The sequence below is a fragment of the Bacillus sp. FSL M7-0003 genome, assembly GCF_038628485.1.
GTDB lineage: Bacteria > Bacillota > Bacilli > Bacillales > Bacillaceae > Bacillus > Bacillus safensis.
Genome location: NZ_CP152024.1, coordinates 1,171,829 through 1,198,746, shown reverse-complemented (window position 1 = coordinate 1,198,746; position 26,918 = coordinate 1,171,829). Strand labels below are relative to the sequence as shown.

Below are 26,918 nucleotides of genomic sequence, written 5' to 3'. Positions count from 1 at the left end.
ATCTTTTCTATGGAAAAAATATTCTTTATTCATAGCATAGCCCTTAAGGGGCTTTTTATTTAAGCAGTATAACCGATACTTGCAGTATGACCTCTCCTAGCTTCATCATGACTTGCTGTCACTTCAGATGTAAAATAACCAATAATACTGATCATACTAATCATCACGCATACGACTGTTAACGTTTTAAATTTCATACTGACAGTCCCCCCGCTTCACTTGAGTTTGGAAATAAAGAATTTTCTCGTAAAAAAGCATCGCATTGTCTTTATCTCCCATTTCATTATAATATTTTGCAGCATCTTTTGCTAAATCTTCAAGATCAGGATACATTGACTTTATTTCTAGCAATTCCATTATTTTTTCCAACTGCTCAAAATTGTTCTCAACGTATAGTGATCTTAAAAATTTGAATATCAATAACAGCACATGGTCTTTCAGTTTTTCAGATAGTTCTATACCGTTATTTAAAGCATATATACCTAAATCCTGTTCTTTCTTTTTGAAGTAGGCTTTTGACAACATAATGAGCGGGTCTAAGATTCTATTTAAATGTTCGTATCCCTGTTCTCTAAATGCTCGAATTGAGTCATTAAAATGAATAATTGCTTGGGCTATTTCATTATGATGAAAATAACTCAACCCTAAATTATAGAGTGCTGATCCTTTTAATCGTTTTGTTGAGTTGTCGGCGGCTTTTTCTAGTGCGTGTTGAAAATGGGGTATTGCTTTTTCGGGGCAGCCCATATCTATATAGTTTAATCCGATCACAAAAGAACATTGTATTTCTCTTACTGTGTATGTCTCTTTTTCTCGATAGCATTCTATCGCCTGAGCGATATGGTGCATGGACATGTGGGTTTGTTTCATGTGGTAATAGACTTCAGCCATCTTGTAATTGAACTCGGCCCGTTCGATATCGTCACTGACAAGAGACAGCTTTTTTTCTGCCCGTTTATAGAAGGTAATTGCATTTAGGTATTCATAGTTTTCAAATTCATACATGCCGTAGAAAAAATTGAAGTAATACTCGAGCAGTCCTGTTAATTTCTCTTGGTCCCTTTTGATCTTCATTGCGAGCTCCTTGAAGTTGGCCCGCTCTTTCCCATTTTCTAAAGGATTCAAGTAATCAAGCATTAATTTATGTCTGAACTCCATGAGTGAGAAATACAATAATAAATCTTGATTTTCTTCCATATGATCAAGCATTGATTTGATTTCCTCTTTATATGCTTCGGCGTCCGGTACATTAAATCTTTGAATATGATAATACCATTCATTGATTTTCAAACCGACGTGAGAAGAAAGCACTTTCTCCATCAGCCCTTACCCCTTCCTCTATTTTCCCTATAATGACATATATTATCATTTTATGAATCATTCGACACCGAAAAGAAACCGCAAAAAAGCCCTATAAAGGGCCCGTGAATGATAAGATAAAAAGACTTCTATTCATAAATAAGCACCCAGTATTCCGCCCCAGGTTCTCCTTCTTCTACAACAGCCTTCCAGCCTCTTTTTTGATAAAAAGATAAAGCTTTGTGATTTTCGGAGACACATTTGAGGGTGACCGGTGTTCCCAAAACTTTTATCGCTTGTTTGAGCAGCAGATCGCCAGCCCCTTGACCAGCAGCTTCTGGATGTACAAACAAGAGGTGAATAAAACGATCTGGTACATATAGAGAAATGAATCCAAGGATTTTATTGTTCTCCTCAGCTAAGAAAATTTGCTCTTCCAGCGTATCTTGATCAAAATCTTGCAGATTGATTTCTTCTGTATTGAGCCAGTGAAAGCTCTGGCACCGTGATTCTAAATAGATTTGTCTTAATTGTGGATAATCGATCGTTTTTGCTTCTCGAATGAGCAATAGAATTCCCCCGTTTTTATTGAAATGTGAAGCAGCATTATTTAACTCGACACTTCTCCTTCTTTTCTACCAAGTTTCATAGATAACTGAACGCCAATCATTAACGAGACGATGACAAGCATTGCCACAATGGAAGCATCAAAATGTCCGCTTAGATCGAAAACCAAGCCAATGAAAAACGGACCGAATCCACCCACAATGTACCCGCCCATCTGCGACATCGCAGACCAGGTTCCAGCTTCCTCCGGAGTACTCGTCTCCATAATCGGGAGCATAAGCGCTAAAGGAAATAATCCACCTGCACCCATACCTAGGAAAATGACGGCTGGCAAGATCGGCATTGGCAGAAGAAGAAAGATAAGGCCAATGAGTTCAGACAGACTGCATAAGATGAGAAATAATTTCGGTTTTCCTAATCGAGTAACGACCGCTGGAACGAGTAGTGCCACCGGTATCTGAATGAGTGTAAATATGGTCAAGAGCATTGCAGCATATTGCGGACTGTTTCCAAAGCTAAGAGCAATCGGTGAAATCCATGCCGTCAAAGAATAAAACATACTGGACATAAAGCCAAAGAACAAGGTGAATTGAATGGCCTTTTTGTTTCTCAGCGGCAATTTTAACGGCAACGTTACATGATCACTCTGCTCATTTTTGCGAACTAAACCTACCCATAGAATAAGGGCAACCACCCCTAGAATAGCCCAGCAGGACAATGCAAATGGAAGATGATGCTGACTGCGTAGATAAATTGGAATGGTGAAGCCGGAAGCGAGCGCTGCACCAATCGTCATCGAAATTGAATACACACTGACGATACCAGGATTTCTCGGGAAATATTTTTTAATAAAACTAGACAATAAAGGACCTGCGAAGCTAATCCCTACCCCTCCAGCAAACGCAGTCATGAGCAGGATAGCAACCGATTGGCTAGTACCACGCAGTGCAGTGGCAATCGTGATCAGAAGAATCGAGAAAAACAGCGTTCTCTCTAAACCAAAACGCCGGCTGAGTATCGTTGCAACGGGAGCAAATATTCCCATACAAAGGACAGGCAAAGTGGTCAAAAGACTTGCTGTCAGTGCGTTTACGCCAAGCTCTGATTGGATCATGCTCATCATGGAAGCTACGGAAGTAATGATCGGACGTAAGTTTAATGCCGCTAAAAATAAAGCGGCTAAATAATATATTTTTTTCATCAATACCCTTCTTTCTCTCTCATCTTGTTAAGGTTACTTTGAGTATAAATCTGCTGCATTCATTGATCAATACAATAATTCGTATTATGATGATAGGAGAAAACTATCATTTATGAAAGGAAGACATATGGATACCCGGCATATTACCTATTTTATGGCTGTATTCAATCATTTGCATTTTACAAAGGCTGCTGAGCAGCTAGGCATATCACAACCTACACTTAGCCAGCAAATTCGACTGCTTGAAGCAGAAGTTGGGATGCCGCTCTTTGATCGTATCGGCAAAAAAGTCGTGGCCACCGAAGCTGGTTCGCTGCTTTATCAATATGGCATGAAAATGCTTCAAGCTGAAAGAGATGCAAAAAATGCGATGAAAGAACTATTATCAGAAAAACGAGGAACCGTTCGTCTCGCAGTACTCCCATCCGATCTTGATTTTCAGCTGGTTCCACTTTTTGTAGAATTTAAAACCCTTTATCCCGAAACCAATCTGAAGGCATATTCAAATATCTTCGTTCGTGAAGAAGTCCTTTCACATAAAGTAGACCTCGGCATCGGACTGCGAGGGCCTGCGGATAAGCGTCTCGTTCAAATTCCACTTGGTAGTGAACCCTACGAATTATTTGTTCATTCAGAAAGTGATTTGGCCCAAAAGAGTGAAGTGACTTTAGAAGAGCTGACTCAACATGCGTTGGTCATGTATCCGAAGGGATATCTAGGAAGGGATTTAGTAGATGACGTATGTAAAGAACAGGGTGTTGAACTGGACACTGCCATGGAGGTTGGGTCTGCGTTTTCGCTATTGCAGCTGGTTGAAGCGGGAATCGGCGCAACTATTCAGCCAAGAGGATTACTAAAACAACATTCGACATGGCCCAATATTGTTTCGATTCCTATTGCTGAGCCAGCACCTGTCCGTCACTTGGAATTAATTTATTATGCAGATCGATTTGTCAGCAAAGCACAACAGCAGCTATCTGAATGGCTGATAGACTTTTTCAAATCAAGAACAAACTAAAAAAAGTGAGGTAAACACATGAAGAATGCAAACAGCATATTTACAAGAACAAACCGGGTTGTTATTCGCCAATTTGATAGAAAGGATATTGAAGCATTTTATCAATATCGAGCAAATCCTTCTATAGCAAAATTTCAATCTTGGGAAAACTACACATACGAAGATGCTGAATCATTTGTTCAACATCAAATGACACAAAAACCTAATCAACCGGGGACGTGGTTTCAATACGCTATTGCCTTATCTGACTCCAATCAGCTGATAGGAGATTGCGCCATTCATACACTTGACAGTGAGCCAAGAATTGTTGAAATAGGTTTTACACTCGCGCCTGAATACCAAGGAATGGGCTATATTCATGAAGCTCTGAGTGCAATTTTCGAATATATTTTTATAACACTAAACAAACATAAAATCATTGCCTTTACAGATGTGCGCAACGAAAAATCGATTCGAGTGCTGGAACGTTTAGAAATGAGACGCGAAGGACATTTGCTGCAAAATTATATGTCTAGGGGACATTGGGTTGATGAATATCAATATGCCATGCTTCAATCTGAGTGGGCCGCTAAGCACCATTAAACAATTATTTTTTATTCAAAATTCCTAAATAAGCGCTCCATGGACCCACATCGGCTCGATATCGTTCCGCCATGACCCGAACAATCTGGGACATATGTGTGAAGTCATGGACAACCCACGCAGAAAGTAATTCGCTCACTTGCACGACCCCAAACTCCGGATGGACGCCCTTTTTCTCTAAATCAAGGCCTGATTGTGTCATGCGTTGAATGTATGCCACATTCTCCATCCGCACATGCTGAAACTCAGATAGTGCTTGCTCTATCTGTCTTTCAGATTGGTTCAAATGAGAGTATCGGTCAAACGCAGGAAATGGTGTATTCTCTCCATCAGCAAGAATCACCTTTAATCGAGGAATCCAATTGAATTTCTCTGCTTCAATCAAATGTTCAATGACTTCAACTGGATTCCACGTCCCCTCCCCTTCACGGCTGTGAAGCCAATCCTTCGATAAACCCGACAAAAGACTTTCTAACGTGTGAGGAGTTCGACTCAACATATCCAAAGCTTCATTTAAATTGAAATTCATGTGGTTGCTCCTTTCTCAATTTTTCTTAATTCTAATGTTTTTTGAATAGATTGCAACTCATACTTCAACAGATAAAGGCGTTTTTGATCAACCTTCTATATACAAATAGAACTTTTCTATAACGATCACCATGCTTTCTTTTTTTATAATAGAAAAAAAAAGAAATGTGGTGGTGTATATGTCTACAACGATCGGAATTATGGGCGGGATGGGCCCTTTAGCAACGATTGATTTGATGAAAAAAATCATTTCTCATACTCCAGCGATAAAAGATCAGGATCATCTCCATGTGATTGCTGATAATTATCCGCAAATTCCTGATAGAACCAATGCCATATTTGGGAAAGGCGAAGATCCTACAGAATATATGATTGCATCAGCTAAAAGATTAGAAAGCGCAGGAGCGGACTTTATTCTGATTGCATGCAATACCGCTCACTTCTTTTTAGAAAACGTACAACAATCCACTCATATCCCTATCATGAATATGCCATTAGAAACCGCAAAGCACCTGAACAAACATCACTATACGTCTGTGGGCTTATTATGTACTGATGGCACATTTAAAACTAAGCTCTACCAAAAGGCTTGTGCTCATCACAAGATTGACGTTATGACCCCAAGTGAAGAGCTTCAGAAAAAGGTAATGAATGGGATATATGCGGTAAAAGCAGGAAAATTAAGTAAAGGCGAAAGTGAATTGGCGTTAGCTGCAGAAATTTTAATCAATCAAGGGGCAGAAGCCATCATTGCCGGCTGTACAGAAATCCCTTTAGTCCTAAGGTCAACTAAAGATGTGAAAGTGATTGACCCTACTGTCATTTTGGCGAAAGAAGCTGTAAAATTAGTGTATGAGCTTGAAAAGCTCAACATTTAAAGAACGTCATATAAGGGGATAACATGAATATTGAGAATATAGAAGCGTTTATTTATGTATGCCAGCTAGGCAGTATCAATAAAGCTGCAGAAGCACTGTATTTAACTCAGCCTTCTGTTTCGGCACGTATTCAATCGTTAGAAAAGGAATTAGATCTGAAATTATTTGATAGACAGAGAAATAAACTATCTCTGACGGAAAAAGGTGAACAGTTTTACCCGCATGCCAAAAAGATTCTCCATTCTTATCAAGAAGCAAAGCATAGTCTCAAACAAACGATGATCCCTTATGAATTGACAATTGGATGCGCATCCTCTATTTCCAATAATCTATTGCCTAACATATTGCCAGCCCTAAAAGAAAAATACGAAAACCTGAAAGTAAAAATTGTAACAGGGCATTCAAAGGATGTTGTCCAAAAAGTGATTAACAATCAAGTAGACTTTGGCATTGTCAGGACTGAAACACATCCTCAAATTGAATCGATTCCTATTTTCAGCGATCCGATTGGGCTGTTCGTCCCAACTCATCATACGCTTGCCAGCCTTGACAATATCAATATGAAAGAACTAGAAGAACAGCCTTTTATTTTCTTTGACTACGGGTCATTTGATTGGTTGATGCTTCACCGATTATTTCAAAAAAACAACATCACACCGAACATTTCCATTGAGGTTGATCATATGGAAACCGCAAAAAATTTAGTGCTACAAGGAATGGGGCTATCGTTTCTACCTCATCATTGTGTTAGAAATGAAGTAGAACAAGGAACATTAAAACAAATTTCAATCGATCCATCCATCAATTTCAATATCAATATCGAGTTCATTTATAAAAAAGGAAAATCAAAATCCGTTTTCATTGATCAACTCAAACAGTTTTTTCATGAATTAAATTAAAAAAGCCCTTTTTAGGGGCTTTTTTTTGGATTCATTCTGATTGATTAACTTTCGTTTGCCAACATGTATGCTGCAGTTTCATGCATATCTTTCAATCCTGATCTCTGTGCATACTCGGCCACAGTGATCGCACTTGTAGTCAGAAGTTCTATTATATGTTCATCCATTCCTGGCCAAGTTCTCCCGCCTGCTTTTTCATACGCATGGATAAGTTTTGTTAACCCTTCTTTCCCAAAGAGAAGTTGATGCGACAAAAAGTCTACAGATACATCACCAATCCCCACTTCAGTCCAATCAATCACACCCGTCACACATTGATTTTCATCAATCAGAATGTGGCCAGGATGTAAATCTCCATGCTTCACCCCCACGAAAGGCGGCCATAAAGAATCTTTATCAAGCCATGCTTGCCAGCGCTCCCATAAACCGCTGTTAAAGGTGTATTGCGATTTGACACGTTCCATTCGCTGTTTCATTGATGCTCTTAATTCATGAGCACGGAGCATCTCCACACCGATCGTTTTAAATGGCTGTTGATCTAACGAATGTACATTCGCTAGAACTCTTCCTAATGATTCGTAATAGGCTTGCGGTACATTCGTTTGGTCAAAACTCCACACATACGATTGCTTCTCCACATCAATACTAGCCGCCGGTACCCCCTCTAATTGTTTATAAGCAATCAGACTTTCTGTAAAGATAGACCACTTAGGGACCTGAAAGTGAACCTGCTTACTCATATGATCTAATGTCTTTTTTTCTTGTAAGGTATGTTTCATTGATTCAGGTCTGCGAGGCACTCTTAATATCCATTGATCACCATGTAAATCTTCGACATGTGCGACACGGAAATCAACACCTGATTCATTTATTTTCATGGTATTCTCTAAAATCTCTAATCCGTGATGTTTGGCTAACTGCTTTAATTCCAGTCTATTCATATCCATTCCTCCAATTGCTCATTTAGTCATGATCAATAGGCATCAAGAATATCATCACAAAAAACCACAAACAGACTACTTTTTTTGGTCAGAGTAAACAAAGCTAGACTTATACCTTTCTTTGTATTATAAAAACATACAAAAAAAGACAGAACAATTATCTGCCTGTCTTCTAGTAAATTTGCATACTTTCCCGCTGAAGATCATTAAAAATGTGCAGACTACCCCGTTTACTCCGTTTGATGAAACAGAGTCTTTGAACATATGAAATTACTGATTGTTCAAAGTTTGCTGACGTAATCTTCCTGCATGCATCATCTTTAACCATCCTCCTCTTTGTTATATAAAGTTACTATACTTTATTTAAATATGCCTTTCAATAACATTACAAAAAGAAGAATTTAAAATCATCAGACACATCATTAAATTACATAAAGTGAAATAATTGGATTATCCATGTTATGATATGGTTATTGATTCTTTTGTCTAATAAATTTATTAAACTCAAATGTAGCTAGGTCATTTAAAGGGAGAATTGATATGACTCATTTAGAATTCGCATTCGGCTTGCTTCCAGTTAGTATGATCATTGCTTCTTTTATCGTCACATTGATTGTACAAAAGGTTTATTTCATGCCAGTTGTGAGCTTTATCATTTTGCTCATCCTGACATTTACACTTTTTAATATCTCCTTCTTAGGGTGGTCAGTTGTTTACACTTTAGGCTCATTCATTGCTTCATATATAGCATTATTCATCATGAAAACCTTAAATAAAAAGAAGTCTTAAACTACATTTTTAAAAGCCCTTTGAGGGCTTTTATTCTTTCACTATCATTTTTTCACTGGATGAATGTCTTCTCCCAAAAGAACGGTAAGAGACTCTCCACTCTTTTCTAGAAACTCAGCAATTTCTTGCAGCTCTTTATTGATACGGTCATTCCTTGGCATATCTGGATTTAACAAAAGAATGGAGTGAACAGTAGTCGCCGCTTCATACAAAACATTCTGATCTTTTATCTGTTGGATGCATTGTTTCATTCGATCGAAAAACCATTCAATCTCTTCAATTTCTTCCATCGGATAATGTGCCATTTTAAAGAGATTCTGCTGACGAAGGTCTTGTCTTTCAAAAATTTGTTCAAGCTCTTCTTTACTGATATACAAATCCGAGGATTCCTCATCAATCTCTACTACCTCGACCATCGCGTCTTCAGCTGTATATAACTGCTCAATAAAATCATCGAAAGTATCCGCCAGCTTAAAATCGACTCCCATTTCTAAATCAAAATAGTGGATAGGCGTGTGTTCCTTCATTTTTCGATAATCCATTGCGATCCATGTATCTCCTTCTCCGCTGATGAAAATAAGTCCCTGAGGCAGCTCCAATTCATCACTTAACTGAGGACTAGTCATAATTCCATCATCTTTGGCGATACCTCTTAGATGGTCAAATTGAACATGGTCATCTGCCCATGAATTCGGCTTTTCGGTTGGAAAAGCATTACGAACTGTAAAACCACCGTTCCATTCTAAAATGAGCTTTTTGTATGTATCAGGTAAAGTGACACCAAGTCTCGCCTCTGCTTCACGAATTTTTTCTCATCTATCTTTTCTAACGTGAATGGACTCTCTTCTTCTTTCTCCCAGAATGATTTCAAAGTGGATGCCTCCCTATATCTATTGAGGTTAATATAACATTGACCAACTAATCATTTACCATTTTAAAACCTCAAATTACAAACCTGTTCAATCCCTTCCTCCAATAAAGAATTTATCAGTAGATATAAAAAAGATCTGACTGGAGTGCCAGCTGTCAGCATCCGCAGGTTATTCCTTCTGGACAAAATATTCACGTTCGATTTATTTATCTATATCATACGATGATCCACACAGAAAAAAATCTTCTTTTTCTCGGTTTGTTGATCAATAGACACAAAAAACCTTGAAAGGCATTAGCCAATCAAGGTTCATTTTGTTACTTCATCTTCACTGCTTCTTTCATTTCCTCTATTATTTTATTAAACCACTGTAAAGGGTTTAATGAGATCGCCGGAAAGTAGATTTCTGCATTATTTTCGATAAAGTTTTCTTTTTCCTGTATTGTTAAAGTACTATTCAAAAAATCCTGACAATCCTTTATAGTAGACAGCAGACATTCTTTGCTAGCTTCATGAATAAACTCATCAATCGCTTCTTCTGGTGAATCGATATCCTGATGAAATGTGCCACCTAAAAAATCTTCTAACTCTTCTAAATAACTGTAACTCTCATTCATTTTATCATCCTTCATACTATCCTACATCTAATATCAACATTAATTTAAATTTGGCATCTTCCAATATGAAGTTCAAAATGTTTTTCTTCTGAATATATTTGAGCGATTTTACCTGTTACTTTATCTGCTACAATTACGTTGTGATTCTCTGAAAATAGCCAAATCTCTTCAATTGCCTTATCAAAATCGAGAGCTTTTACATTAGCCCAAACAGGAAAAGGGTCATTCAATACCAAAATAAACCATTCTTTTTTCTCTTTCAGAAAATCTAAAGAATTTTTTAACCAAGCCATAACAGATTCACTGTCTGTCATTGTTAAAATGTCGGAAGGCGTGGAGTTTATTTGACGAAATTGCTTTAGTACTGCTTCACATAATTTCAGCCATTGAGAAGAATCATCTTCAAAATCAATTACTTCAAGATACGCTAATTGATTTATTTTCTTCTTAGCATTCATTAAAGCTATTTTCTTTTGTATTTTTTCATTTTGATATACCATATTTTCATGCCCCGCTATTCATTGTAATAGATATGATGATCACCATTTGGTCCATAAATATTTGAATATCTTTCTTTTTTAAAATCATAATTAAATGGATCGGCACCCTCTTTTGGTTTCCCTGCATGAGTGTGTAATTTTCCGTCATTAGTATGTTGTACTATAACTCTTTTTCCTTTTGGGGTATCAAATTCATAGTATCGCCCATGATGAGTATAGTTAGAACTGTACTCATAATTACTATGTTCTTGCCCCTTCTTAAAAACATTATCTCCTACTTGCCATTGACGAGTAGGCTGTTGCGATCTAGGTATCCCACCTAAATCTTTTGCATGCCGCAATGCCATTTTTCGATTAAATCCTTCTGGACTTTGAGGGTTTACCCCCATCTTCCCATGAAATCCTTTCGCTCCGAACGGCAAAAGCATCCCCAGCGCTGCGTTCATACTCGCTTCCTGCTGTTCTTTGGAGATCTTGTTTCCAAACATGTCTCGGCCTGTGATCGCTTCGCTGAAGCCGTTGGTGGCGGTGAGGCCGTATAAACCTTTTTGGGATGTCTTTAGGGCGTCAAAGGATTTTTGTGATGTCTTGTAAATGTCGACTGCCCTGACCGCGGCTGATGTGGCTTGGGTGGTTTTATAGACTGCTTTTCCGCCTTTAAAAATGCGTCCTGCCCAGCCGACGATAGGGATGTAGCCGGCTGCTGCCATGCCACCTGCCGCGACTCGCTGTCCAGCGGTGAGTTCCTCGCCTGTGATTGGATCAACGCCTGTTGCGGCACGTTTTGCATCGTTCACACCAGTCAGTTCATTCACGATGTTTCCACCATAATTGAGCGCTTTTTCATACCAAGGGCGGTTGGCGAGTGCTTCTTGTTCCTTTGCAATCTCGCGGGCTTCTTCTTGTTCTTTTTTGATTTTCAGATATTCAGAAGTTTGCTTCTCAATATCGCTTTTTGCCTTGTAGATTTCGCTATTTTGATCAAGCTGCAATGCTTTTCGATTGCTTTATTGTCTCTTTCGAAACAGAACACTGTTAGCTGAATAAACACCACCTTACGCTATTCGCTTAAATAGATTTTGAAATGATGACTACACTCCGAGAGGATGCCAATTACAGTCAATATCAATTGAAATGAAAAACTGTCCTCGATACGGCTGCCGCAGACCAGCTGCTATTCAGGCTCAGAATGTCCCTCTCGTATAGCCACATTCCTCAACACTTTTGTTCCGTATCCAGATATGCCATTGATAAGGGAGAGGCTCGTCTCCCAATAAAAAAGGGGACACCAACCAAGGCACTTAGAGTGCTCAATACGTTCGTTTTGCTTGTCACTATCATACGATGATCCACTCAGGAAAAAGATTCCCATTTTATCGGTTTTTTCTCGGTATGAAAGCCAATAAACACAAAAACCTTGAAAGGCATATAGCCAGTCAAGGTATGATAACAATAACATTATATTTAGAAGTATCAACTACTTCACCTACTGATTTATCTGAGAGAATATCATAATTGTTTTATATTTCTTTCTAATATAATAAGGCTATTTTAAAGTAACTCCACTCCAACTTGTTTATAAAATTTAACTTTTAGCTTCTCTTCTTCGCCCACGTTCATTACCATAGCATTGTCATCTTTTTTTATACTTGTTACATTATTAAAATCACCTGTAAATACTATAGAATCATTAAATGTAATACTTAGACTACTCGTTTGCTTATATACATCTAAAGTTAAAATCACCTTGAAATTTTGGTCATCTTTGTAAGTATAGATTAATTCTCCATCATCTATATTGCCTGTTATACTCACCGGCTCACTTTGAAAAAGTTCTAATAGATCATATTCATCATACTTGATAAACATTCGTATTCATCCTTTTATTAATTATTTCGGTATAACTGTGATAACATCGCCAGCTTCATTTATAATTACTTTGACATCCATTGTTTCATGAACAAACGTTCCGCTTCTATTACCAGGTATCTTTTTCGTATTCATTATAGCGTCTTCAATAACTGAAGGTGGAATATTTCTTGGATCAACATATTTTTTGATGAAATCACTAAATTCTTTTGTTTGTGGTTTAAATCCTAATTCTTCAGCTTTTTTAATTGCTCTACTTGTTAAAGTGGCTTTTACTTCAGGAATATCAGGTGCCATTCTTTCCAAAGCATGCTGAGAATACTTTCTTCCATTTATTTCCCCTCCACCTTTTGACATATTCCAACCAATTTCACCCGTACCCTTAATCCCCATTTTACCATGAAACCCTTTTGCTCCAAACGGCAAAAGCATACCAAGCGCCGCGTTTATGCTCGCTTCCTGCTGTTCTTTTGAGATCTTGTTTCCAAACATGTCTCGGCCTGTGATCGCTTCGCTGAAGCCGTTGGTGGCGGTGAGGCCGTATAAGCCTTTTTGCGATGTCTTTAGGGCGTCAAAGGATTTTTGTGATGTCTTGTAAATGTCGACTGCCCTGACCGCGGCTGATGTGGCTTGGGTGGTTTTATAGACTGCTTTTCCGCCTTTGAAAATGCGGCCTGCCCAGCCGACGATTGGGATGTAGCCTGCGGCTGCCATGCCGCCTGCAGCGACTCGCTGGCCTGCGGTGAGTTTCTCTCCTGTGATTGGATCAACGCCTGTTGCGGCACGTTTTGCATCGTTCACGCCGGTCAGTTCATTCACGATGTTTCCACCATAATCGAGGGCTTTTTCATACCAAGGGCGGTTGGCGAGGGCTTCTTGTTCCTTTGCGATTTTACGGGCTTCTTCTTGTTCTTTTTTGATTTTCAGATATTCAGAAGTTTGCTTCTCAATATCGCTCTTTGCCTTGTAGATTTCGCTATTTTGATACGCTTTCTTGTCAAAATTCATAGGCGAAATCGCTTTTCCGTCATTTGTCGCATTCATCATTTCAGCGTACAATGCCATTGTAGCTTGCTGCTCCGTCTCTGACAAAGCATATTCGTCTTTTAAATTTTGATCAAGCTCTCTTAGTTCTTTGACCGTCTTTTTTCGTTCATCTTCCGCATCTTCTATTTTTTCATCAAAGGTTTGGCTATCAAATACCTCTAGGGAAATGAGGTCATCAATGTCTTGAAAAATCGTTTTGAGTGCCTTTTTTTGATCTTTCACAATGCTTTTGGCATTCTTAATGCCCATATGTACTGCGTTGTCTAAAAAGTGTTCTTCTACAAAGGTATCGCCGCCAAAGCTCGTATCATCCAGTGTCCCAGAAACACCTTCATGAAAGGCTTTTTGCTTATCAATGAAGCTGATAAACATGTCTACATTTCCAGCAAGCTCTTTATAAAAGCTTTTAATGTTATCGGCTCCTTTCCCAGTGAAATCATCACCGAGATTAGCCACACCTTGTAATGACTTTTTTAAATCTACCATTTGTTCGCGGAGTTCCTGATAGTGTTTTGCCCTTGTATCCATGGCACTGGTTAGTGCTTTTGCATCAAGTATCTTACCCAGAAGAAGTCACTCCCTCCTATTCTTTGACAAGGCCAATTTTACCAATACAAAGTTTGTCATTAAATAGGATTAAAGACACAAAAACAAGACCTAGAGTACTTTCTAGTGTTTATGGTTACTTGTTTTTTAATAAGTGATATCTAGCTCTTCCTAAAAACACTCAAAACAATTTTAGTAGATAAAAGTTTGTCGACAATAAAAAGAAACAGAACATTCGTTGACAGAAAAACAAAAAAACCTGCTACGCAAGAGTTTCAAAGATGATTCCATCCAGCGACCTCTACCCTATCAAGGTGAATGACCTCATCCGAAGCAAACGGACGTTTTCTGAAAAAGACTGATTTAATAAGGTTCTATAATGTGCAAGTGCATTTCTGATAAAAAACTGAAAGAGTTCGTCCCCAATCTGTCCCCATTTTAAAAAAACAGACCCTCAAGGTCTGTTTAGTTTTGCCTATTAGTTTTCAAATGTTGAATTTGGATCGATCATCGTCGTGTTTCGATCGGTTTTTTGAGGAAATACAGTGGTATTTCGATCAGTTGATTCTTGTGAGTAATTAAAAGAACCTAGGCAAGCAGCACCTACCAATAAAGTGGCGCTAATCAATATCTTCATTTTAATATTCATATAAACACTCCCCTTTTTGGATTTCGGTTTGAGCTTCTATGGCAGTTCTATAATAATCTGCTACCCTCTCCGAATCATTCCTTTTTTCATAAAGATTTGCAAGGCTTAAAGCAAACTCTTCAATATAAGGATACAACTTCTTTTCCTCTAACCCTTTAAACATTTTTCGTACATTTTCAATACCTTCATCTACATAAATTGTCTTTAATGAATTGAGCAATGTTTTATAAAACAGATTGTTTTCTGCTGTTGCACTTTTTATTCCTTTAGCGATATATTCAAGTGCTTCTTTTGTTTTATCACTTTTAAACAAAGTCCAACTTAAACTAAAAAATAATCTTGGTTTAATATCTTCATTGTTTTCAGTCATCTTATCCAACCCTTTTTTATAGAAGGAAGCAGCTTTAATATAATCCTGTTGCCTGTCATACGTATTTCCAAGATTCAAATAAGTTTTAGCGATTAATCTTTGATCATTTATTTCTTCAGCAAGATCTAGTGCTTTATGTAAGTGGGGGAGCGACTTCTCATATCGTTTAAAATCATCATAATTTCCTGCGATCACAAATAGACTTTGAATTTTTCTCACCTTATAAAGATCATAACGATCATAAATCTCTAGGGCTTTTATAATATGGTGCATAGAAACATGAGTTTGTTTCATGATGTAATATGCTTCAGCAACTTTAAAATGGAATTCTGCTTGTTCAATTTCATCTACAACAAGCGCCAGCTGCCTCTCAGCAATCTTATAATATTGAATGGCTTGTACATACTCTTTCTTACTGAATTCATGCATGCCTCTAAAAAAGGCATTATAGTATTGCAACATTCCAGACAGTTGATGGTTAGAATTCTCTATTTTATCGACTAGCGCGGAAATTGATTGATCGAATGAAGGTTTTATATAATCAAGCATAAGTTGATGTCGAAAACACATTAATTGATAATAGATAAGAAGATCCTGATCTTCTTCCATCCTATCTATTTCCCATTCAACTTCCGCTTTCAAAATTTCTGCATCAGGTACACTGAATTGCCGAATCATTTTATACCATTCATTTATTTTCACACCTACATGTGAAGAAAGAACTTTCTCCATCCCTTATTCCCCTTCCACTAATTTCCCTTATATTACATTTATTATCACATGTATAAGTTTTCAAGGCACCGAAAAGAAACCGCAAAAAGAACAATTGAGTAACATAACGTGATTTTACACATTTCTTCTCACAACAGAAAAAGCAGACTCTGCAAAAGTCTGCCTTTTTCACCTTTTGAAAATTAAGTATACAATGAATCATTTAACCACTCTTCACAATGTTCTATAAGCCATCTCAAATATTCCACATATTGACCGACGTGATAGCCGTCACAAACAGCATGATGTACTTGAATGGCGACTGGCAAGATGATTTTTCCTTCTTTCACATTAAATTTGCCTAACGTAAATATCGGCAGTAAATAAGTTTCATCTGTAGATACATTAAGGTTAAAAGAAGTAAAATCAATCCACGGTAGACTTGAAATATTGAATATGTTTTCTGGCATATGAGGTTTCGGAAATAGGTTGCTGCTTTTGCTAAATGTTTCAATGTCGGCCACACAGCTTTTATAAAACTGAGCAAAGTTTTCGTCATAAGGCGTCCAAATACTTGAAAATGTCTTTGTTTCTTTATTTAGAATCGTATAACTAGGATGGAGAAGGTCCCAGTGACCAAGTTCATCGTTCACTAGATCCATCCGAAACTCCGGTATTTTTTGCACAGCCCTTGCTAACAAATAAATTTGCACAGGATATACTTTTAGCTTTTTTTCTTTTAATATTGAATGCAATTTCGTGATGTCTAGATCGATCACCAGGCTATATGAGCATCGGGTTAACTTAGTATAATGATGGAAGTGATCTTTTCTCGGATAATTTTCATCTATTTGTTTAAACATTTTTATCTCCTCCTGAATGTAATTTCATGTATTCAGGAGGAGACTTTATCTGTTTTCACCACCACAATCATCCTTTCAAGATATATATTATGTTTCAGTCTATCACTTAGCCTACGATAAAACCTTCAGCAACTCTTCGTAAGTCATCTTGCCCAACGTGAACTTTTCTAGTGCTATATATGTTTTCTCCGCTGAGGTATTCATTCTATTATGACATTCATACACTAACTCATGTTCATTTAGTAATAGCTTATGTATATGTTCTTTTTTTCGAAATCCTTCATAGTATCTTATACCAAATATTCTCTGGGACATCGCATTGATGTGAATTCCGTCCGGATTAGGTATAAGACCTTTCGCAGTAACATAATAACAATTTTCATGATGATGTGCATATTTTTGTAGTTCCTCATTGATCAGTTGATATTCCACACATCCTGCGCCAAATGCTGTCTTTCCTAAGAAATCGCCCAAACCACCTATCACAAGCGGAATGTTAGGGACAGATAATTCAGTTCTTATTTCATGAAATAATCTTCGTATTTTTTTTTCGTATTCTTTGTATTTCCCATCTTGGCTGTCGCTTTCTCCTTGATGCCATAATATCCCTGCCAATTCGCTATTTTCCTTTGCAAATTTAGCTTCACTTATTGCATGACGAAATAATGCTCCATCCAGCGACCACTCATCAATGGAACTGCCTCCCTCTGCACAAGGAATAAGGCCAATCTTTTCTCCTTCATCTTACACCAAGACTCCGCAAAGGAAGCCGCTAGTCCTACGCCAGCTACCGGCCTATCAAAATGAGTGGGCTCAGTCATCATTTGCCATCTACCATTTCGCAGCATCATGATTCTTTCATTATAAATCGGAGGTACCTCATGTTTAAAGCCGCGCCCTGCCATATTTGATTTTCCAATTAGTAAAAATGACTTCATATCTTTCTCCCCTCTCTTTATTTTTCATATTTGTCTATTTTTATTGAAAGAATAGTAAACAGAAATTACTTAGTGTAAGATCCTGATGCTTCTATCAATCAGGAGGATCGACTATGGATCTCCACTTAAACCATTTCAACAAGAAGAAATATCTCGTCCATGTTGTCATATTGGCTTATGTTAAGCTTGTGAAAAAATCAAATTGATGTATAATACAATTGATGTATGATGCATGAATTGAAGGAGGGTGATCTTTTTGAAAAGAGAAGATGCCTTAAAACTAAGAACAGATATTAAGAAAATGATTATATTAACTGGGGTTTTTGAATCTCAAAATTTGCCCAATGGACCATTTGAAAAACCTCTACCAACTTCTCAAATGATGGCGTTAGAGGAACTAGAGGTGGAAAAATTAACTGTTTGGCAACTATCCAATAAACTTAGATTAGAGACTTCAACTGTAAGTAGATTGGTAGATAAGTTAGTAAAAATGGGGCTTGTTTATCGTGAAGTAAATGAAAAAAATAGAAGAGAACTTTTTCTGCACCTCACAGAAAAAGGGCAAATTACTGTTAATCGCTTAAGAGAACAATCCCTTACATTTTATCAACGTATCCTTAATAATTTATCAGAATCAGAACAAAAAATAGTTATGGGTGGTTTTGAATTATTTATTGATTCTATTTCTAAGTCTTTTGATTAGAGTGAGGTAAATCATACCCTTTGGAGGATAAAATGAGTTTGGATTTTGAACGTCCTATTATTGAACTAAAAGAGAAATTTGATGAATTAAAGAAAATGATGAAAGAACATAATGTAGATTTATCATCAGAAATTCAAGAATTAGAAAAACGTTTAAATAAAATGCAAGATGAAATTTATTCTAATCTTACACCTTTTCAACGAGTTCAAATTGCAAGGCTACGTAACCGGCCCACGACATTGGATTATATACCTTTATTGTTTACAAACTTTTTCGAACTTCATGGTGATCGATTATATGGTGATGATCAAGCAATGATAGGTGGTATTGCAAAATTTAAAGGGATGCCCGTTACGGTTATTGGTCATCAAAGAGGGAGAAGTACAAAGGAAAATATAGAAAGAAATTTTGGAATGTCACATCCAGAAGGATATAGAAAAGCGCTAAGACTGATGAAACAAGCTGATAAATTTAATCGCTCTATTATTACATTTATTGATACAATAGGCGCCTATCCAGGGAAAGGGTCTGAAGAACGTGGAATTTCTGAAGCAATAGCTCGAAATCTATTGGAAATGGCTACACTTAAAGTGCCAATTGTTTGTATTGTAATTGGAGAGGCATCAAGTGGTGGAGCTCTTGGTATTAGTGTCGGTAACCATATCCATATGTTAGAGTATTCATGGTACTCGGTCATTTCGCCAGAAGGAGCAGCATCTATCCTATGGAAGGACGCTAAGTATGCTCCAGAAGCTGCTGAACATATGAAAATTTCAGCAAAAGATTTAAAACAGTTAGGAATTATTGATGAAATCATCCCTGAAATAAAAGGTGGAGCACAAAATGATATAAAATCACAGGCAAAAATGATTGAATCTGTCATCGAATCATCTCTAAAAAAATTGATACCATTATCCTCGGAAGAGCTTTTACAACAGCGATATGAAAAGTATAGACAAATAGAGAATTATAAATGAAAATATTTTTACGTTTAGGAGGATTCTCGCAAAAAATACTAAATATTTTGTAAGGATCCTCTTAAACTGGATATGCTGATACTATTAAAAGATGTGTGATTAGTATGGAAAGGAAAATTTGTTCAACGGATTATCTTCCATCAATACTTTGAAACGTCGTTATCCCCCTACGAGATGGCCGGCCAAGCCGTCATATATCCCCATACTTTGTTTCTGGTTCTTTTATTGTCTAATGACTCTTGCACATCAAAATTACCTATTTCAACAACCGAATTTAATTGTTTTTCTAAATTAATCTCTCCCATCTTAGGAAATGAACTATAAATTCTTTATGATATAATTCAATATCAGTTTAAAAATGCCTTTTTTGAACTTTAACATACGATCCAGATTACATCACAAAAAGCTTTTATAAAACGTATTTTTAGGAGGTTAACATTAGTGGACAGTTCTGAAATAAAGCTTATCATTCCAACAGGATGTGACAATGCTCCTAGGAAGCAAATAGTCATTGATTTTACAGTAGCTATATTAACGCGGCAGACTGAAGTTATTAAGGAATATGCGGATGAATCTATTATCTGGTATCGGTTAAAGGATAATACAAAGCTTGAAGGGCGAAATGCCTTAATCTCCACTTTGTACAAAGAGGACAGAGAAATCGTTGGCAACCTTGCAATTTACCAAGTAATAACACACGGGAAATTTGCTTCAATAAATGGTGTGATGTTATTAGCGAATGGTTTAAAAATTGATTTCTGTGATGTATATATTTTTAGTAGTGCTGCAAAGTCTGGAAAGATAAAGGAAATAAAATCATATAGGATTTAAACGTTACTGGTCTATTTATTAGGTGACTCAAAAGGCGTTGCGATACAAATTTCATACGTTTTCATGAAGAAAGATAAAAACAAAAAAACCCTTGCTACGCAAGGGTTTCTACGATGATTCCGACTGGGCTCGAACCAGCGACCTCTACCCTGTTAATGTGAATGCCCTTATCAGAAGCAACCAGATGTTCTCTGAAAAAGACTGATTTAATATGATGAGCCTTTCTGATAAAAAATGTGCATTTCTGAAGAAAACTGAAAGGGTTCGTCCCCAATCCGTCCCCATAAAAAAACAGACCCCTAAAGGTCTGTTTTTAATTTAAATTATCTTATGAGAAGCCTTTATCTGCACATAACTTTGTAGTTCTATTTTTCCCACATATGCTTTAATAGCGCTGTTCAGCCTCTGCCCTTTTATTGGTTCACCTTGAGCAATTCTGCTTAAATTATAAGATAATAAACCAGATAAAGATTCTACTCTTTCCCTTGTAGAGAGAATTGGTCAAATTAATCTGATAACATATTTAATCAGTGTGTGCGATAGCCTTGACTTCAATCAATTGCTCTGGGAAAGCCAGATATGTCACACCAATAAGACTGCCAGCTGGTCTGTGTTGACCTAAGTATTCCTTGAATAGATCTATGACCGTTTCTGAGTGTTCTTGTGGATTTGTAAGAAAAATTTCCACATATGCAATGTTGTTTTTCGTAGCTCCCAATTCCACCAATACCCGATCAAGGTTCTCAAATGTTTGCAGAGTCTGAGCTTCAATATTCTCCTTACCAACGAACATACCATTTTTATCGTATGAAAATTGACCTGAAATGTAGATTGTTCCTTTAACGCTATATCCTTGGGTAATACCGTGATCCCATAGATTGTGATTGTAGGTTTTAATATTAGTCATCGTTTTCTCTCCTTTATTTCAAAGTAAAGTAAGTATAAAATGAATATAGAGAGAAAAAAAGTACGCACTATTTAGATAGTTACTACCAGAAAGGATAGTGTCAATATGAGTATGGCCGATTATAGAAAAACGGGTAATATCCAAGAGACACCTTTTGGATATACTTTATCAGTTATAGGAGGCAAATGGAAAATGCTAATTCTGTATCTCCTTTCGGAAAATCAACCCGTTCGCTTTAATGATATGAAAAGGAGACTTGGAACGATTACCTTTAAAACATTGAGTGCACAACTTAAAGATTTAGAGGCAGATGGGATGATTATACGAAAGGAATATCCACAAGTCCCCCCCAAAGTGGAATACAGTCTTACAAATAAGGCAGAAACACTTTTACCAATTTTAGAACAGTTATGTGATTGGGGAGAGAAAAATCGAAGTAATTAAATTCTTTTTGTATAGATAATTCAAGTATTGACTATGAAGAGACAAAAGAAAAGCAGCTTTTGATAAAGCAATGGAGCGTATAGGGAACTTCTAATCTTAATGAAAAAGATAGTAATGATTAGGCCCCATCCGTCCCCATAAAAACAGACCCTGCAGGGTCTGTTTTTATTTTGCCTATACGTTTTGAAGTTGTGTTTTGATCAATTGAAACAGCAATGAAAATAGCAGATAATGTTCAAATAAAAAAAGCCCCAAAAAGGGCTTTTTTATTAATAGACTTCATGCTTAACCAAAGTAGCCGTTTTCTGCGGTTTGAAAATCATTTGAGGAATTTATATGTACAGTGGTTGTGATCCCCATTAATAAGGTAAGGCTTAATATCATAACTTTCAGGTGCTTCATTCAGCTTCCTCCTCCATCCATGTCAATTTTTTGGCCTGTGATTCCAAACCTTCATCAAAGTATTTTGATGCCAGTTTGTAATTATCCTGCTTTTTATAAAATCTTGCTGCCATAATTGACAATTCTGCGGCATCTGTCCAAAGTTTTTGATTTTTCAGTACATCAAGAGCTGCGTTGAGCTGAATTTCATCATCTGTTACATATATTGAATGTATGATATTTAACTTAGCAATATACGCATTGTCAGCTAATTCATTCGCTAACATGAGTGACTCGTTGTGTGCATCCAGCCCTTTAGCTTTTTTATCTAACTGGAAGAGTACACGCGCTAACATGTAATTTGTTCTCATATACAGTGGTTTGTGTGGCTTTTTTAATTCAACCGAAAAGACATTTTGTAAACATTCTAAAGCTTGCTGAAGTTTTCCTTGACGCTCATAACATATCCCAAGATTGAAATACCCTAGCGCTTGTGGAAAATCAATTTTAGATTCTGCTGCTAAATTGATAGCATCCTTATAGGTGGATTCAGCTTGTACAAATTGGTTTAAATCCATCTTATTTGATGCGATTACCATTAGAGTAGTAGCAACCCGACTCTCTTGTAAATCTGCTGATTTAAAGCTTTCTAAAGCTTTTTTGGCGTGGTTAATGGAGAAATGATTTTGTGCGATTTCGTAGTATGCAATCGAAAGCTGATAATTAAATTCAGCACGTTCTAAATCGTCAGGAACGTTTCGAAGTCGGGTCTCTGCAATATGATAATAGTTGATAGCGTCTGAAAAGCGCTTTTTATAAAACTCATACATGCCATTGAAGAAGAAATAATAATACTGAATCATGTCATCCGTTTTCTGCTTCTCTTCAATGTCTATTTGCTTCAATATATCTTTTGATCCCTCAAACTCCTGTGCCAACATTTTGTATCTGGAATCAATCAAGTTAAAGTATAATAAGACATTTTGATCTTCTTCCATATTTTCAAAGGCTATTACGATCTCTTTTCTCTTATTTTCAGCCTTTAGAATGTCCTGTTTCTTTATATATCCGTACCAATCACCGATCATTTTAGCAACAAATGGGCTTGCTACTTTTTCTCCCAAACAAACCTCCCCCTATCCATTCCTTTATTTTCCCTATAATTACATATATTATCATCCGTTTGAATATTCCACACCGAAAAGAAACCGCAAAAAAGAACAAAAAAAGAGAGACGAATTCGCCTCTCTGGTATGCCTTTTATTATTTGATGATACTCCAAATAAATCTTCCACTAGTATGGCCTGTTTTTTGTGCCCAAGCTTACTAAAGGAAACTTGTTTTCATAGCAATATGTTCTCCGAGATTTACTATAAGTGGATCTTTATTTTTTTCTAAAAATTTAGCAATTTGATTTAGATTTCCATTAATTTTATCGTTGATTGGCATATTGGGATTCAATAAGAGAACGTTGTTAATTGTAGAAGCTACTTCATAAAGATCATCTTCATCTTTTGTTTTTTCAATATGATATTGCATCTTTTTAAAAAACCATTCAATTTCGTTCAAATCAACCATCGGGTAGTATTGAATTTTATAAAGATTCTCTTCATCAAGGACGTCCAATTCAAATATGGCTTCAAGTTCTTCTTTACTTAAATGAACTTCAGAAAGTTCATATTCACCCTCTACTGCTTCCTCATCAACAGTGTACTCAGCTGTATAAAGCCCCTGAATGAATTCATCAAAGGAATCTGCTAATTTAAAGTCTTCTTCCATCTCAACATCAAAATAATGAATTGCAGGATTCTCATTCGTTTTTCGATAATCCATCGCTACCCAAGTATGGCCATCCCCGTTAATCAAAACAAGCCCTTCTGGCAGCTCCCACTCTTTTATTAAGTAGGCACTATCCATAATTCCTTCACCTTCTGCAATTCCTAAAAGATGATTAAATTGAATATGATCCTCAGCCCATGAATTAGAGTGAGTGGTTGGAAAAGCATTATGAACTATATAACCGCCATTCTGTTCTAATATGAGCTTTTTATATGTATCTGGCAAAGTGATTCCTAGTTTCTTTTCAGCCTTAGCTACTTCTTCGGCGGTGATCTTTTTTAACGTATAGTAACCTTCATCGTCTATTTCCCAAAAAGATTTCAAAGTTTATTTCCTCCTAGTGTCATTTAACAAAACACCTTTCAAGAACTTATATTCTATTAAATTGTTTTTGATGGTGATTGTATGTCTTATCTTGAGAGAAAGATTTATCGAATTATTTATAATATGAGTCACTTTCGTAAGAATCCAACAATTGATGACCTGAAAAGAAAAACAGGTAAAGATGAGACGACTGTTAGGCAAGCAGTCAAAAACCTTCTGCCAACTGAGAAACAATCTGGCGGTTAAAGTTCGTCCCCATTCAAAAGAAACTGAACAAATATTCATTGTTAAAAAAACAAAAAACCCTTGCTACACAAGGGTTTCAACGATGATTCCGACTGGGCTCGAACCAGCGACCTCTACCCTGTCAAGGTAGCGCTCTCCCAGCTGAGCTACGGAATCGGGTTATGTATCAGTTCTGGGCTTTCTGTTACTGACAGTCTCTATTATATAACCATCATATTAAGCCGTCAATGGTTTTGTTCAAAAAAGGTCAAAAAGCCGGCGGCTGTGCCGGCTTTTTTCTCTCCTTCTTTATGATTGGTTCACAAGGACGGGCTTTAGTTGATCGAGTGCTTGTTTGAAGTCGCGTTTGAGGTCTTCTCCGTTTTCAACTCCGACACTTAAACGAAGCAGCCCATCTGTAATCCCTCTTTTTTCTCTTTCTTCTTTTGGCATAGCCGCATGTGACATTTTAGCTGGATACGACAGAATGGATTCAACGGCGCCGAGGCTGACGGCGAATACAGGTAATGTGACGGCATCCACCAATTCTTTGACAGCCGCTTGGTTTTCTAGTTCAAATGAGAGAACGGCTCCTGCTCCGCTTGCTTGCTTGCGCTGAATGTGTGCCCCAGGATGATCGTCTAAGCCTGGATAGTATACTTTTTTCACCGCAGGATGTTCTTTTAGAAATGAAGCTAGTTCGAAGGCCGTTTGGCTTGCTTTTTCTAATCTCACCTGAAGGGTTTTTAACCCTCTTAACACGAGCCAGCAGTCCTGCACGCCAAGGACCGCACCGAAGGAGTTTTGCAGCGAATAAAGTTCCTCTCCCAGCTTCTCATCTTTTACCACGGCTAAGCCTGACAGCACATCACTATGGCCGCTTAAAAATTTCGTTGCGCTGTGCAGAACAACATCCACACCAAGGTCAAGCGGACGCTGAAGCGCAGGTGTTAAAAACGTATTATCTAAGAAAGTCAGACAGTCATGCTCTTTTGCAAGCTGGACAACACCTTCAATATCTGTAATGCCTAGTGTTGGATTTGACGGTGTTTCCATGTAAATGACCTTTGTATTTGATTGAATGCCTCTTTTGACTTCATTCAAATCGGTCATGTCCACGAAGGTATGCTCAATTCCAAATCTTGAAAGAACTTGGGTGATCATTCGGAAAGTCCCGCCGTACACATCTCTTGTGACAAGGACGTGATCTCCCTTTGACAATAGAAGAAAAGCGGTTGAAATGGCTGCCATGCCTGATGCAAAGGCAAGCCCTCTCGTTCCACCTTCCAGCGCTGCAATCGTATCCTCTAATGCTTGACGTGTCGGAGTTCCCGATCTGGAGTAGTCATATTGGCCGAATTCATCGAAGCTGCTTTGATGAAATGTGGATGCATGCTGAATCGGTACACTGACTGCACCTGTTGAACGGTCTGTTTTAAACGCATTATGAACGAGTTGTGTTTCGAGTGTCCAATCGTGTGTGGTCATTTGGCGTGTACCTCCTCTTTTACTTGTGATAGTGCCTGTTTCAGGTCTGCTTTCAAGTCATCTACATGCTCGATGCCAACAGAGAAACGGAGCAGCTTGTTACATACACCGTTTGCAATGCGAATCTCTTCTGGAATATCCATGTGCGTTTGTGTTGCAGGATACGTAATGAAGCTTTCGACTCCGCCAAGGCTTTCAGCAAAACAAATCGTTTTCAGCTGCTTTAAAAATGGATTGACCCAGTCCTCTTTAGCTACTCGGAATGACAGCATGCCTCCCTTTCCTGGATAAAGCACATCTTGAATTTCTGGCTGTTTCTTTAAAAACTCAGCCAGCTCCTTCGCATTTGCCTCGTGCTGGCGCATTCTAAGAGCAAGTGTTTTCATGCCTCTCATTAAAAGCCATGAGTCAAATGGTGATAGAACCGCTCCTATCGCGTTTTGATGCTGGAACATGTCTTCAGACAGCTGCTCTCCTTTTGTCACCACAAGCCCTGCAAGAACGTCATTATGTCCGCCTAAATATTTGGTTGCGCTATGAATGACAATGTCCGCTCCAAGCGTAATCGGCTTTTGCAAGACTGGTGTGTAAAAGGTGTTATCGACAATCACCAAAGCGTCATGCTCTTTTGCAATCTTCGCTATTTTTTGAATATCTGCTTCCTGCATCAATGGATTTGTCGGTGTTTCAATAAAGACCGCTTTTGTGTTTGGCGTGATTTTAGAGCGTAAACAGTCTTCATCTGAAAAATCATCATAAAGAAAACGCAGGCCGTACTTTTTCCATTCGTTTTCAAACAAACGGTATGTACCGCCATATAGGTCTGATGAGACGATGAGTTCATCTCCGCTTTCAAATAGAGCCATGATCGTTTGGATTGCCGCCATTCCCGAACTGAAGGCAAAACCGGCCGTCCCTTCTTCGAGTGAAGCAATTGCATCCTCTACAAGCTGTCTTGTTGGGTTTTTCGTTCGAATGTAATCAAATCCTGTAGATTCCCCTATACCTCTATGTCTATATGCTGTCGAAAGATAAACGGGAGGACTGACAGTGCCAGTCACCTCTTCGCTACGGTTTCCAATCTGCGCTAATTTCGTTTCCACATGTTCTGTCATT

The 26,918-nt window shown here is 37.6% G+C and carries 28 protein-coding genes, 1 tRNA gene and 3 pseudogenes; 10 read left to right on the top strand and 22 right to left on the bottom strand.

The features are described from left to right. Positions 1 to 59 precede the first annotated feature (59 nt). The 4 genes from MHI23_RS06035 to MHI23_RS06020 all read right to left on the bottom strand — a co-directional run bounded on the left by MHI23_RS06035 (position 60) and on the right by MHI23_RS06020 (position 3,067). Positions 60 to 197 (bottom strand): aspartate phosphatase, encoded by a 138-nt coding sequence (locus MHI23_RS06035; protein WP_125586361.1) that lies wholly within the window; start codon positions 195 to 197, stop codon positions 60 to 62. Continuing rightward, positions 187 to 1,320: a tetratricopeptide repeat protein gene (locus MHI23_RS06030; RefSeq protein WP_342492371.1), complete on the bottom strand. Its 1,134-nt coding sequence runs from the start codon at positions 1,318 to 1,320 to the stop codon at positions 187 to 189. The genes MHI23_RS06035 and MHI23_RS06030 overlap by 11 nt, the downstream gene beginning before the upstream one ends. A gap of 128 nt (positions 1,321 to 1,448) precedes the next feature. Further along, positions 1,449 to 1,868: a GNAT family N-acetyltransferase gene (locus tag MHI23_RS06025; RefSeq protein WP_342492370.1), complete on the bottom strand. Its 420-nt coding sequence runs from the start codon at positions 1,866 to 1,868 to the stop codon at positions 1,449 to 1,451. A 41-nt stretch (positions 1,869 to 1,909) separates the two neighbouring features. Continuing rightward, positions 1,910 to 3,067: an MFS transporter gene (locus MHI23_RS06020; RefSeq protein ID WP_041105905.1), complete on the bottom strand. Its 1,158-nt coding sequence runs from the start codon at positions 3,065 to 3,067 to the stop codon at positions 1,910 to 1,912. A gap of 112 nt (positions 3,068 to 3,179) precedes the next feature. Between MHI23_RS06020 and MHI23_RS06015 the strand changes: the two genes are divergently transcribed. Both MHI23_RS06015 and MHI23_RS06010 read left to right on the top strand, forming a co-directional pair. Then, positions 3,180 to 4,085 carry a LysR family transcriptional regulator gene (locus MHI23_RS06015; RefSeq protein ID WP_342492369.1) on the top strand — a complete coding sequence of 302 codons (906 nt, stop codon included), beginning with the start codon at positions 3,180 to 3,182 and terminating at the stop codon, positions 4,083 to 4,085. 18 nt (positions 4,086 to 4,103) lie between these two features. Continuing rightward, positions 4,104 to 4,667: a GNAT family protein gene (locus MHI23_RS06010; protein ID WP_342492368.1), complete on the top strand. Its 564-nt coding sequence runs from the start codon at positions 4,104 to 4,106 to the stop codon at positions 4,665 to 4,667. A 4-nt stretch (positions 4,668 to 4,671) separates the two neighbouring features. Here the strand turns inward: MHI23_RS06010 and MHI23_RS06005 are convergent, their stop codons facing one another. Then, a complete protein-coding gene (locus tag MHI23_RS06005; RefSeq protein ID WP_339241193.1) occupies positions 4,672 to 5,196 on the bottom strand; it encodes a DinB family protein in 525 nt (174 codons plus the stop codon). Positions 5,197 to 5,374: 178 nt separating this feature from the next. Between MHI23_RS06005 and MHI23_RS06000 the strand changes: the two genes are divergently transcribed. Together MHI23_RS06000 and MHI23_RS05995 are read left to right on the top strand one after the other, a co-directional pair. Next, positions 5,375 to 6,073, top strand: coding sequence for an amino acid racemase (locus MHI23_RS06000; RefSeq protein WP_342492367.1), 699 nt, complete (start codon positions 5,375 to 5,377; stop codon positions 6,071 to 6,073). A gap of 23 nt (positions 6,074 to 6,096) precedes the next feature. After that, positions 6,097 to 6,972: a LysR family transcriptional regulator gene (locus tag MHI23_RS05995; protein WP_342492366.1), complete on the top strand. Its 876-nt coding sequence runs from the start codon at positions 6,097 to 6,099 to the stop codon at positions 6,970 to 6,972. A gap of 44 nt (positions 6,973 to 7,016) precedes the next feature. Here the strand turns inward: MHI23_RS05995 and MHI23_RS05990 are convergent, their stop codons facing one another. After that, positions 7,017 to 7,913: a macrolide 2'-phosphotransferase gene (locus MHI23_RS05990; RefSeq protein ID WP_056766202.1), complete on the bottom strand. Its 897-nt coding sequence runs from the start codon at positions 7,911 to 7,913 to the stop codon at positions 7,017 to 7,019. A gap of 540 nt (positions 7,914 to 8,453) precedes the next feature. On the opposite strand from MHI23_RS05990, the gene MHI23_RS05985 reads away from it, so the two are divergent. After that, positions 8,454 to 8,702: a DUF2651 family protein gene (locus MHI23_RS05985; RefSeq protein WP_342492365.1), complete on the top strand. Its 249-nt coding sequence runs from the start codon at positions 8,454 to 8,456 to the stop codon at positions 8,700 to 8,702. A 44-nt stretch (positions 8,703 to 8,746) separates the two neighbouring features. On the opposite strand, the pseudogene MHI23_RS05980 reads toward MHI23_RS05985, so the two are convergent. The 10 genes and pseudogenes from MHI23_RS05980 to MHI23_RS05935 form a co-directional block, all read right to left on the bottom strand. Then, a pseudogene (locus MHI23_RS05980) lies at positions 8,747 to 9,573 on the bottom strand (SMI1/KNR4 family protein). 317 nt (positions 9,574 to 9,890) lie between these two features. After that, on the bottom strand, positions 9,891 to 10,190 hold the full coding sequence (locus MHI23_RS05975; RefSeq protein ID WP_024426752.1) for a contact-dependent growth inhibition system immunity protein: 300 nt from the start codon (positions 10,188 to 10,190) through the stop codon (positions 9,891 to 9,893). A 44-nt stretch (positions 10,191 to 10,234) separates the two neighbouring features. Further along, a complete protein-coding gene (locus tag MHI23_RS05970; RefSeq protein WP_029707612.1) occupies positions 10,235 to 10,690 on the bottom strand; it encodes a hypothetical protein in 456 nt (151 codons plus the stop codon). A 14-nt stretch (positions 10,691 to 10,704) separates the two neighbouring features. Continuing rightward, a pseudogene (locus MHI23_RS05965) lies at positions 10,705 to 11,670 on the bottom strand (pre-toxin TG domain-containing protein); the annotation flags it as partial. Between the two features lie 571 nt (positions 11,671 to 12,241). Further along, a complete protein-coding gene (locus tag MHI23_RS05960; RefSeq protein ID WP_025093598.1) occupies positions 12,242 to 12,559 on the bottom strand; it encodes a hypothetical protein in 318 nt (105 codons plus the stop codon). A gap of 21 nt (positions 12,560 to 12,580) precedes the next feature. Next, positions 12,581 to 14,173, bottom strand: a complete 1,593-nt coding sequence (locus tag MHI23_RS05955; RefSeq protein WP_263905394.1) for a T7SS effector LXG polymorphic toxin — start codon at positions 14,171 to 14,173, stop codon at positions 12,581 to 12,583. A 457-nt stretch (positions 14,174 to 14,630) separates the two neighbouring features. Further along, on the bottom strand, positions 14,631 to 14,801 hold the full coding sequence (locus tag MHI23_RS05950) for a RapH phosphatase inhibitor (RefSeq protein WP_101677288.1): 171 nt from the start codon (positions 14,799 to 14,801) through the stop codon (positions 14,631 to 14,633). Beyond that, positions 14,791 to 15,903: a Rap family tetratricopeptide repeat protein gene (locus MHI23_RS05945; RefSeq protein ID WP_041117201.1), complete on the bottom strand. Its 1,113-nt coding sequence runs from the start codon at positions 15,901 to 15,903 to the stop codon at positions 14,791 to 14,793. The genes MHI23_RS05950 and MHI23_RS05945 overlap by 11 nt, the downstream gene beginning before the upstream one ends. A gap of 182 nt (positions 15,904 to 16,085) precedes the next feature. Then, the gene (gene catA / locus MHI23_RS05940; protein WP_024426447.1) at positions 16,086 to 16,745 is read right to left on the bottom strand and encodes a type A chloramphenicol O-acetyltransferase; all 660 of its coding nucleotides are present in this window, start codon (positions 16,743 to 16,745) and stop codon (positions 16,086 to 16,088) included. 111 nt (positions 16,746 to 16,856) lie between these two features. After that, positions 16,857 to 17,683 (bottom strand): annotated as a pseudogene (locus tag MHI23_RS05935) (sialate O-acetylesterase). Between the two features lie 256 nt (positions 17,684 to 17,939). Between MHI23_RS05935 and MHI23_RS05930 the strand changes: the two are divergent. From MHI23_RS05930 to MHI23_RS05920, 3 genes are all read left to right on the top strand, one after another. Beyond that, on the top strand, positions 17,940 to 18,386 hold the full coding sequence (locus MHI23_RS05930) for a MarR family transcriptional regulator (protein ID WP_326349693.1): 447 nt from the start codon (positions 17,940 to 17,942) through the stop codon (positions 18,384 to 18,386). A gap of 32 nt (positions 18,387 to 18,418) precedes the next feature. After that, the gene (locus MHI23_RS05925) at positions 18,419 to 19,363 is read left to right on the top strand and encodes an acetyl-CoA carboxylase carboxyltransferase subunit alpha (protein WP_326349694.1); all 945 of its coding nucleotides are present in this window, start codon (positions 18,419 to 18,421) and stop codon (positions 19,361 to 19,363) included. Between the two features lie 441 nt (positions 19,364 to 19,804). Next, a complete protein-coding gene (locus tag MHI23_RS05920; protein WP_326349695.1) occupies positions 19,805 to 20,194 on the top strand; it encodes a hypothetical protein in 390 nt (129 codons plus the stop codon). Positions 20,195 to 20,717: 523 nt separating this feature from the next. Here the strand turns inward: MHI23_RS05920 and MHI23_RS05915 are convergent. Continuing rightward, on the bottom strand, positions 20,718 to 21,101 hold the full coding sequence (locus MHI23_RS05915) for a RidA family protein (RefSeq protein ID WP_041117191.1): 384 nt from the start codon (positions 21,099 to 21,101) through the stop codon (positions 20,718 to 20,720). A gap of 105 nt (positions 21,102 to 21,206) precedes the next feature. On the opposite strand from MHI23_RS05915, the gene MHI23_RS05910 reads away from it, so the two are divergent. Then, the gene (locus MHI23_RS05910) at positions 21,207 to 21,545 is read left to right on the top strand and encodes a helix-turn-helix domain-containing protein (protein WP_025093428.1); all 339 of its coding nucleotides are present in this window, start codon (positions 21,207 to 21,209) and stop codon (positions 21,543 to 21,545) included. Between the two features lie 398 nt (positions 21,546 to 21,943). Here the strand turns inward: MHI23_RS05910 and MHI23_RS05905 are convergent, their stop codons facing one another. Further along, on the bottom strand, positions 21,944 to 23,050 hold the full coding sequence (locus MHI23_RS05905; RefSeq protein ID WP_326349696.1) for a Rap family tetratricopeptide repeat protein: 1,107 nt from the start codon (positions 23,048 to 23,050) through the stop codon (positions 21,944 to 21,946). A gap of 202 nt (positions 23,051 to 23,252) precedes the next feature. Continuing rightward, entirely contained in the window at positions 23,253 to 24,089 is an 837-nt protein-coding gene (locus MHI23_RS05900; RefSeq protein ID WP_034621753.1) for an SMI1/KNR4 family protein, read from the bottom strand. Positions 24,090 to 24,170: 81 nt separating this feature from the next. Between MHI23_RS05900 and MHI23_RS05895 the strand changes: the two genes are divergently transcribed. After that, the gene (locus MHI23_RS05895) at positions 24,171 to 24,335 is read left to right on the top strand and encodes a hypothetical protein (RefSeq protein WP_208946595.1); all 165 of its coding nucleotides are present in this window, start codon (positions 24,171 to 24,173) and stop codon (positions 24,333 to 24,335) included. Between the two features lie 83 nt (positions 24,336 to 24,418). On the opposite strand, the gene MHI23_RS05890 is transcribed toward MHI23_RS05895, so the two are convergent. The 3 genes from MHI23_RS05890 to MHI23_RS05880 all read right to left on the bottom strand — a co-directional run bounded on the left by MHI23_RS05890 (position 24,419) and on the right by MHI23_RS05880 (position 26,917). Beyond that, a tRNA-Val gene (locus MHI23_RS05890) sits at positions 24,419 to 24,491 on the bottom strand. A 132-nt stretch (positions 24,492 to 24,623) separates the two neighbouring features. Next, positions 24,624 to 25,802, bottom strand: a complete 1,179-nt coding sequence (metC, locus tag MHI23_RS05885; protein WP_070325716.1) for a cystathionine beta-lyase — start codon at positions 25,800 to 25,802, stop codon at positions 24,624 to 24,626. Beyond that, positions 25,799 to 26,917: a methionine biosynthesis PLP-dependent protein gene (locus MHI23_RS05880; protein ID WP_342492364.1), complete on the bottom strand. Its 1,119-nt coding sequence runs from the start codon at positions 26,915 to 26,917 to the stop codon at positions 25,799 to 25,801. Before MHI23_RS05880 ends, metC begins: the two co-directional genes overlap by 4 nt. Position 26,918: the final 1 nt, after the last annotated feature.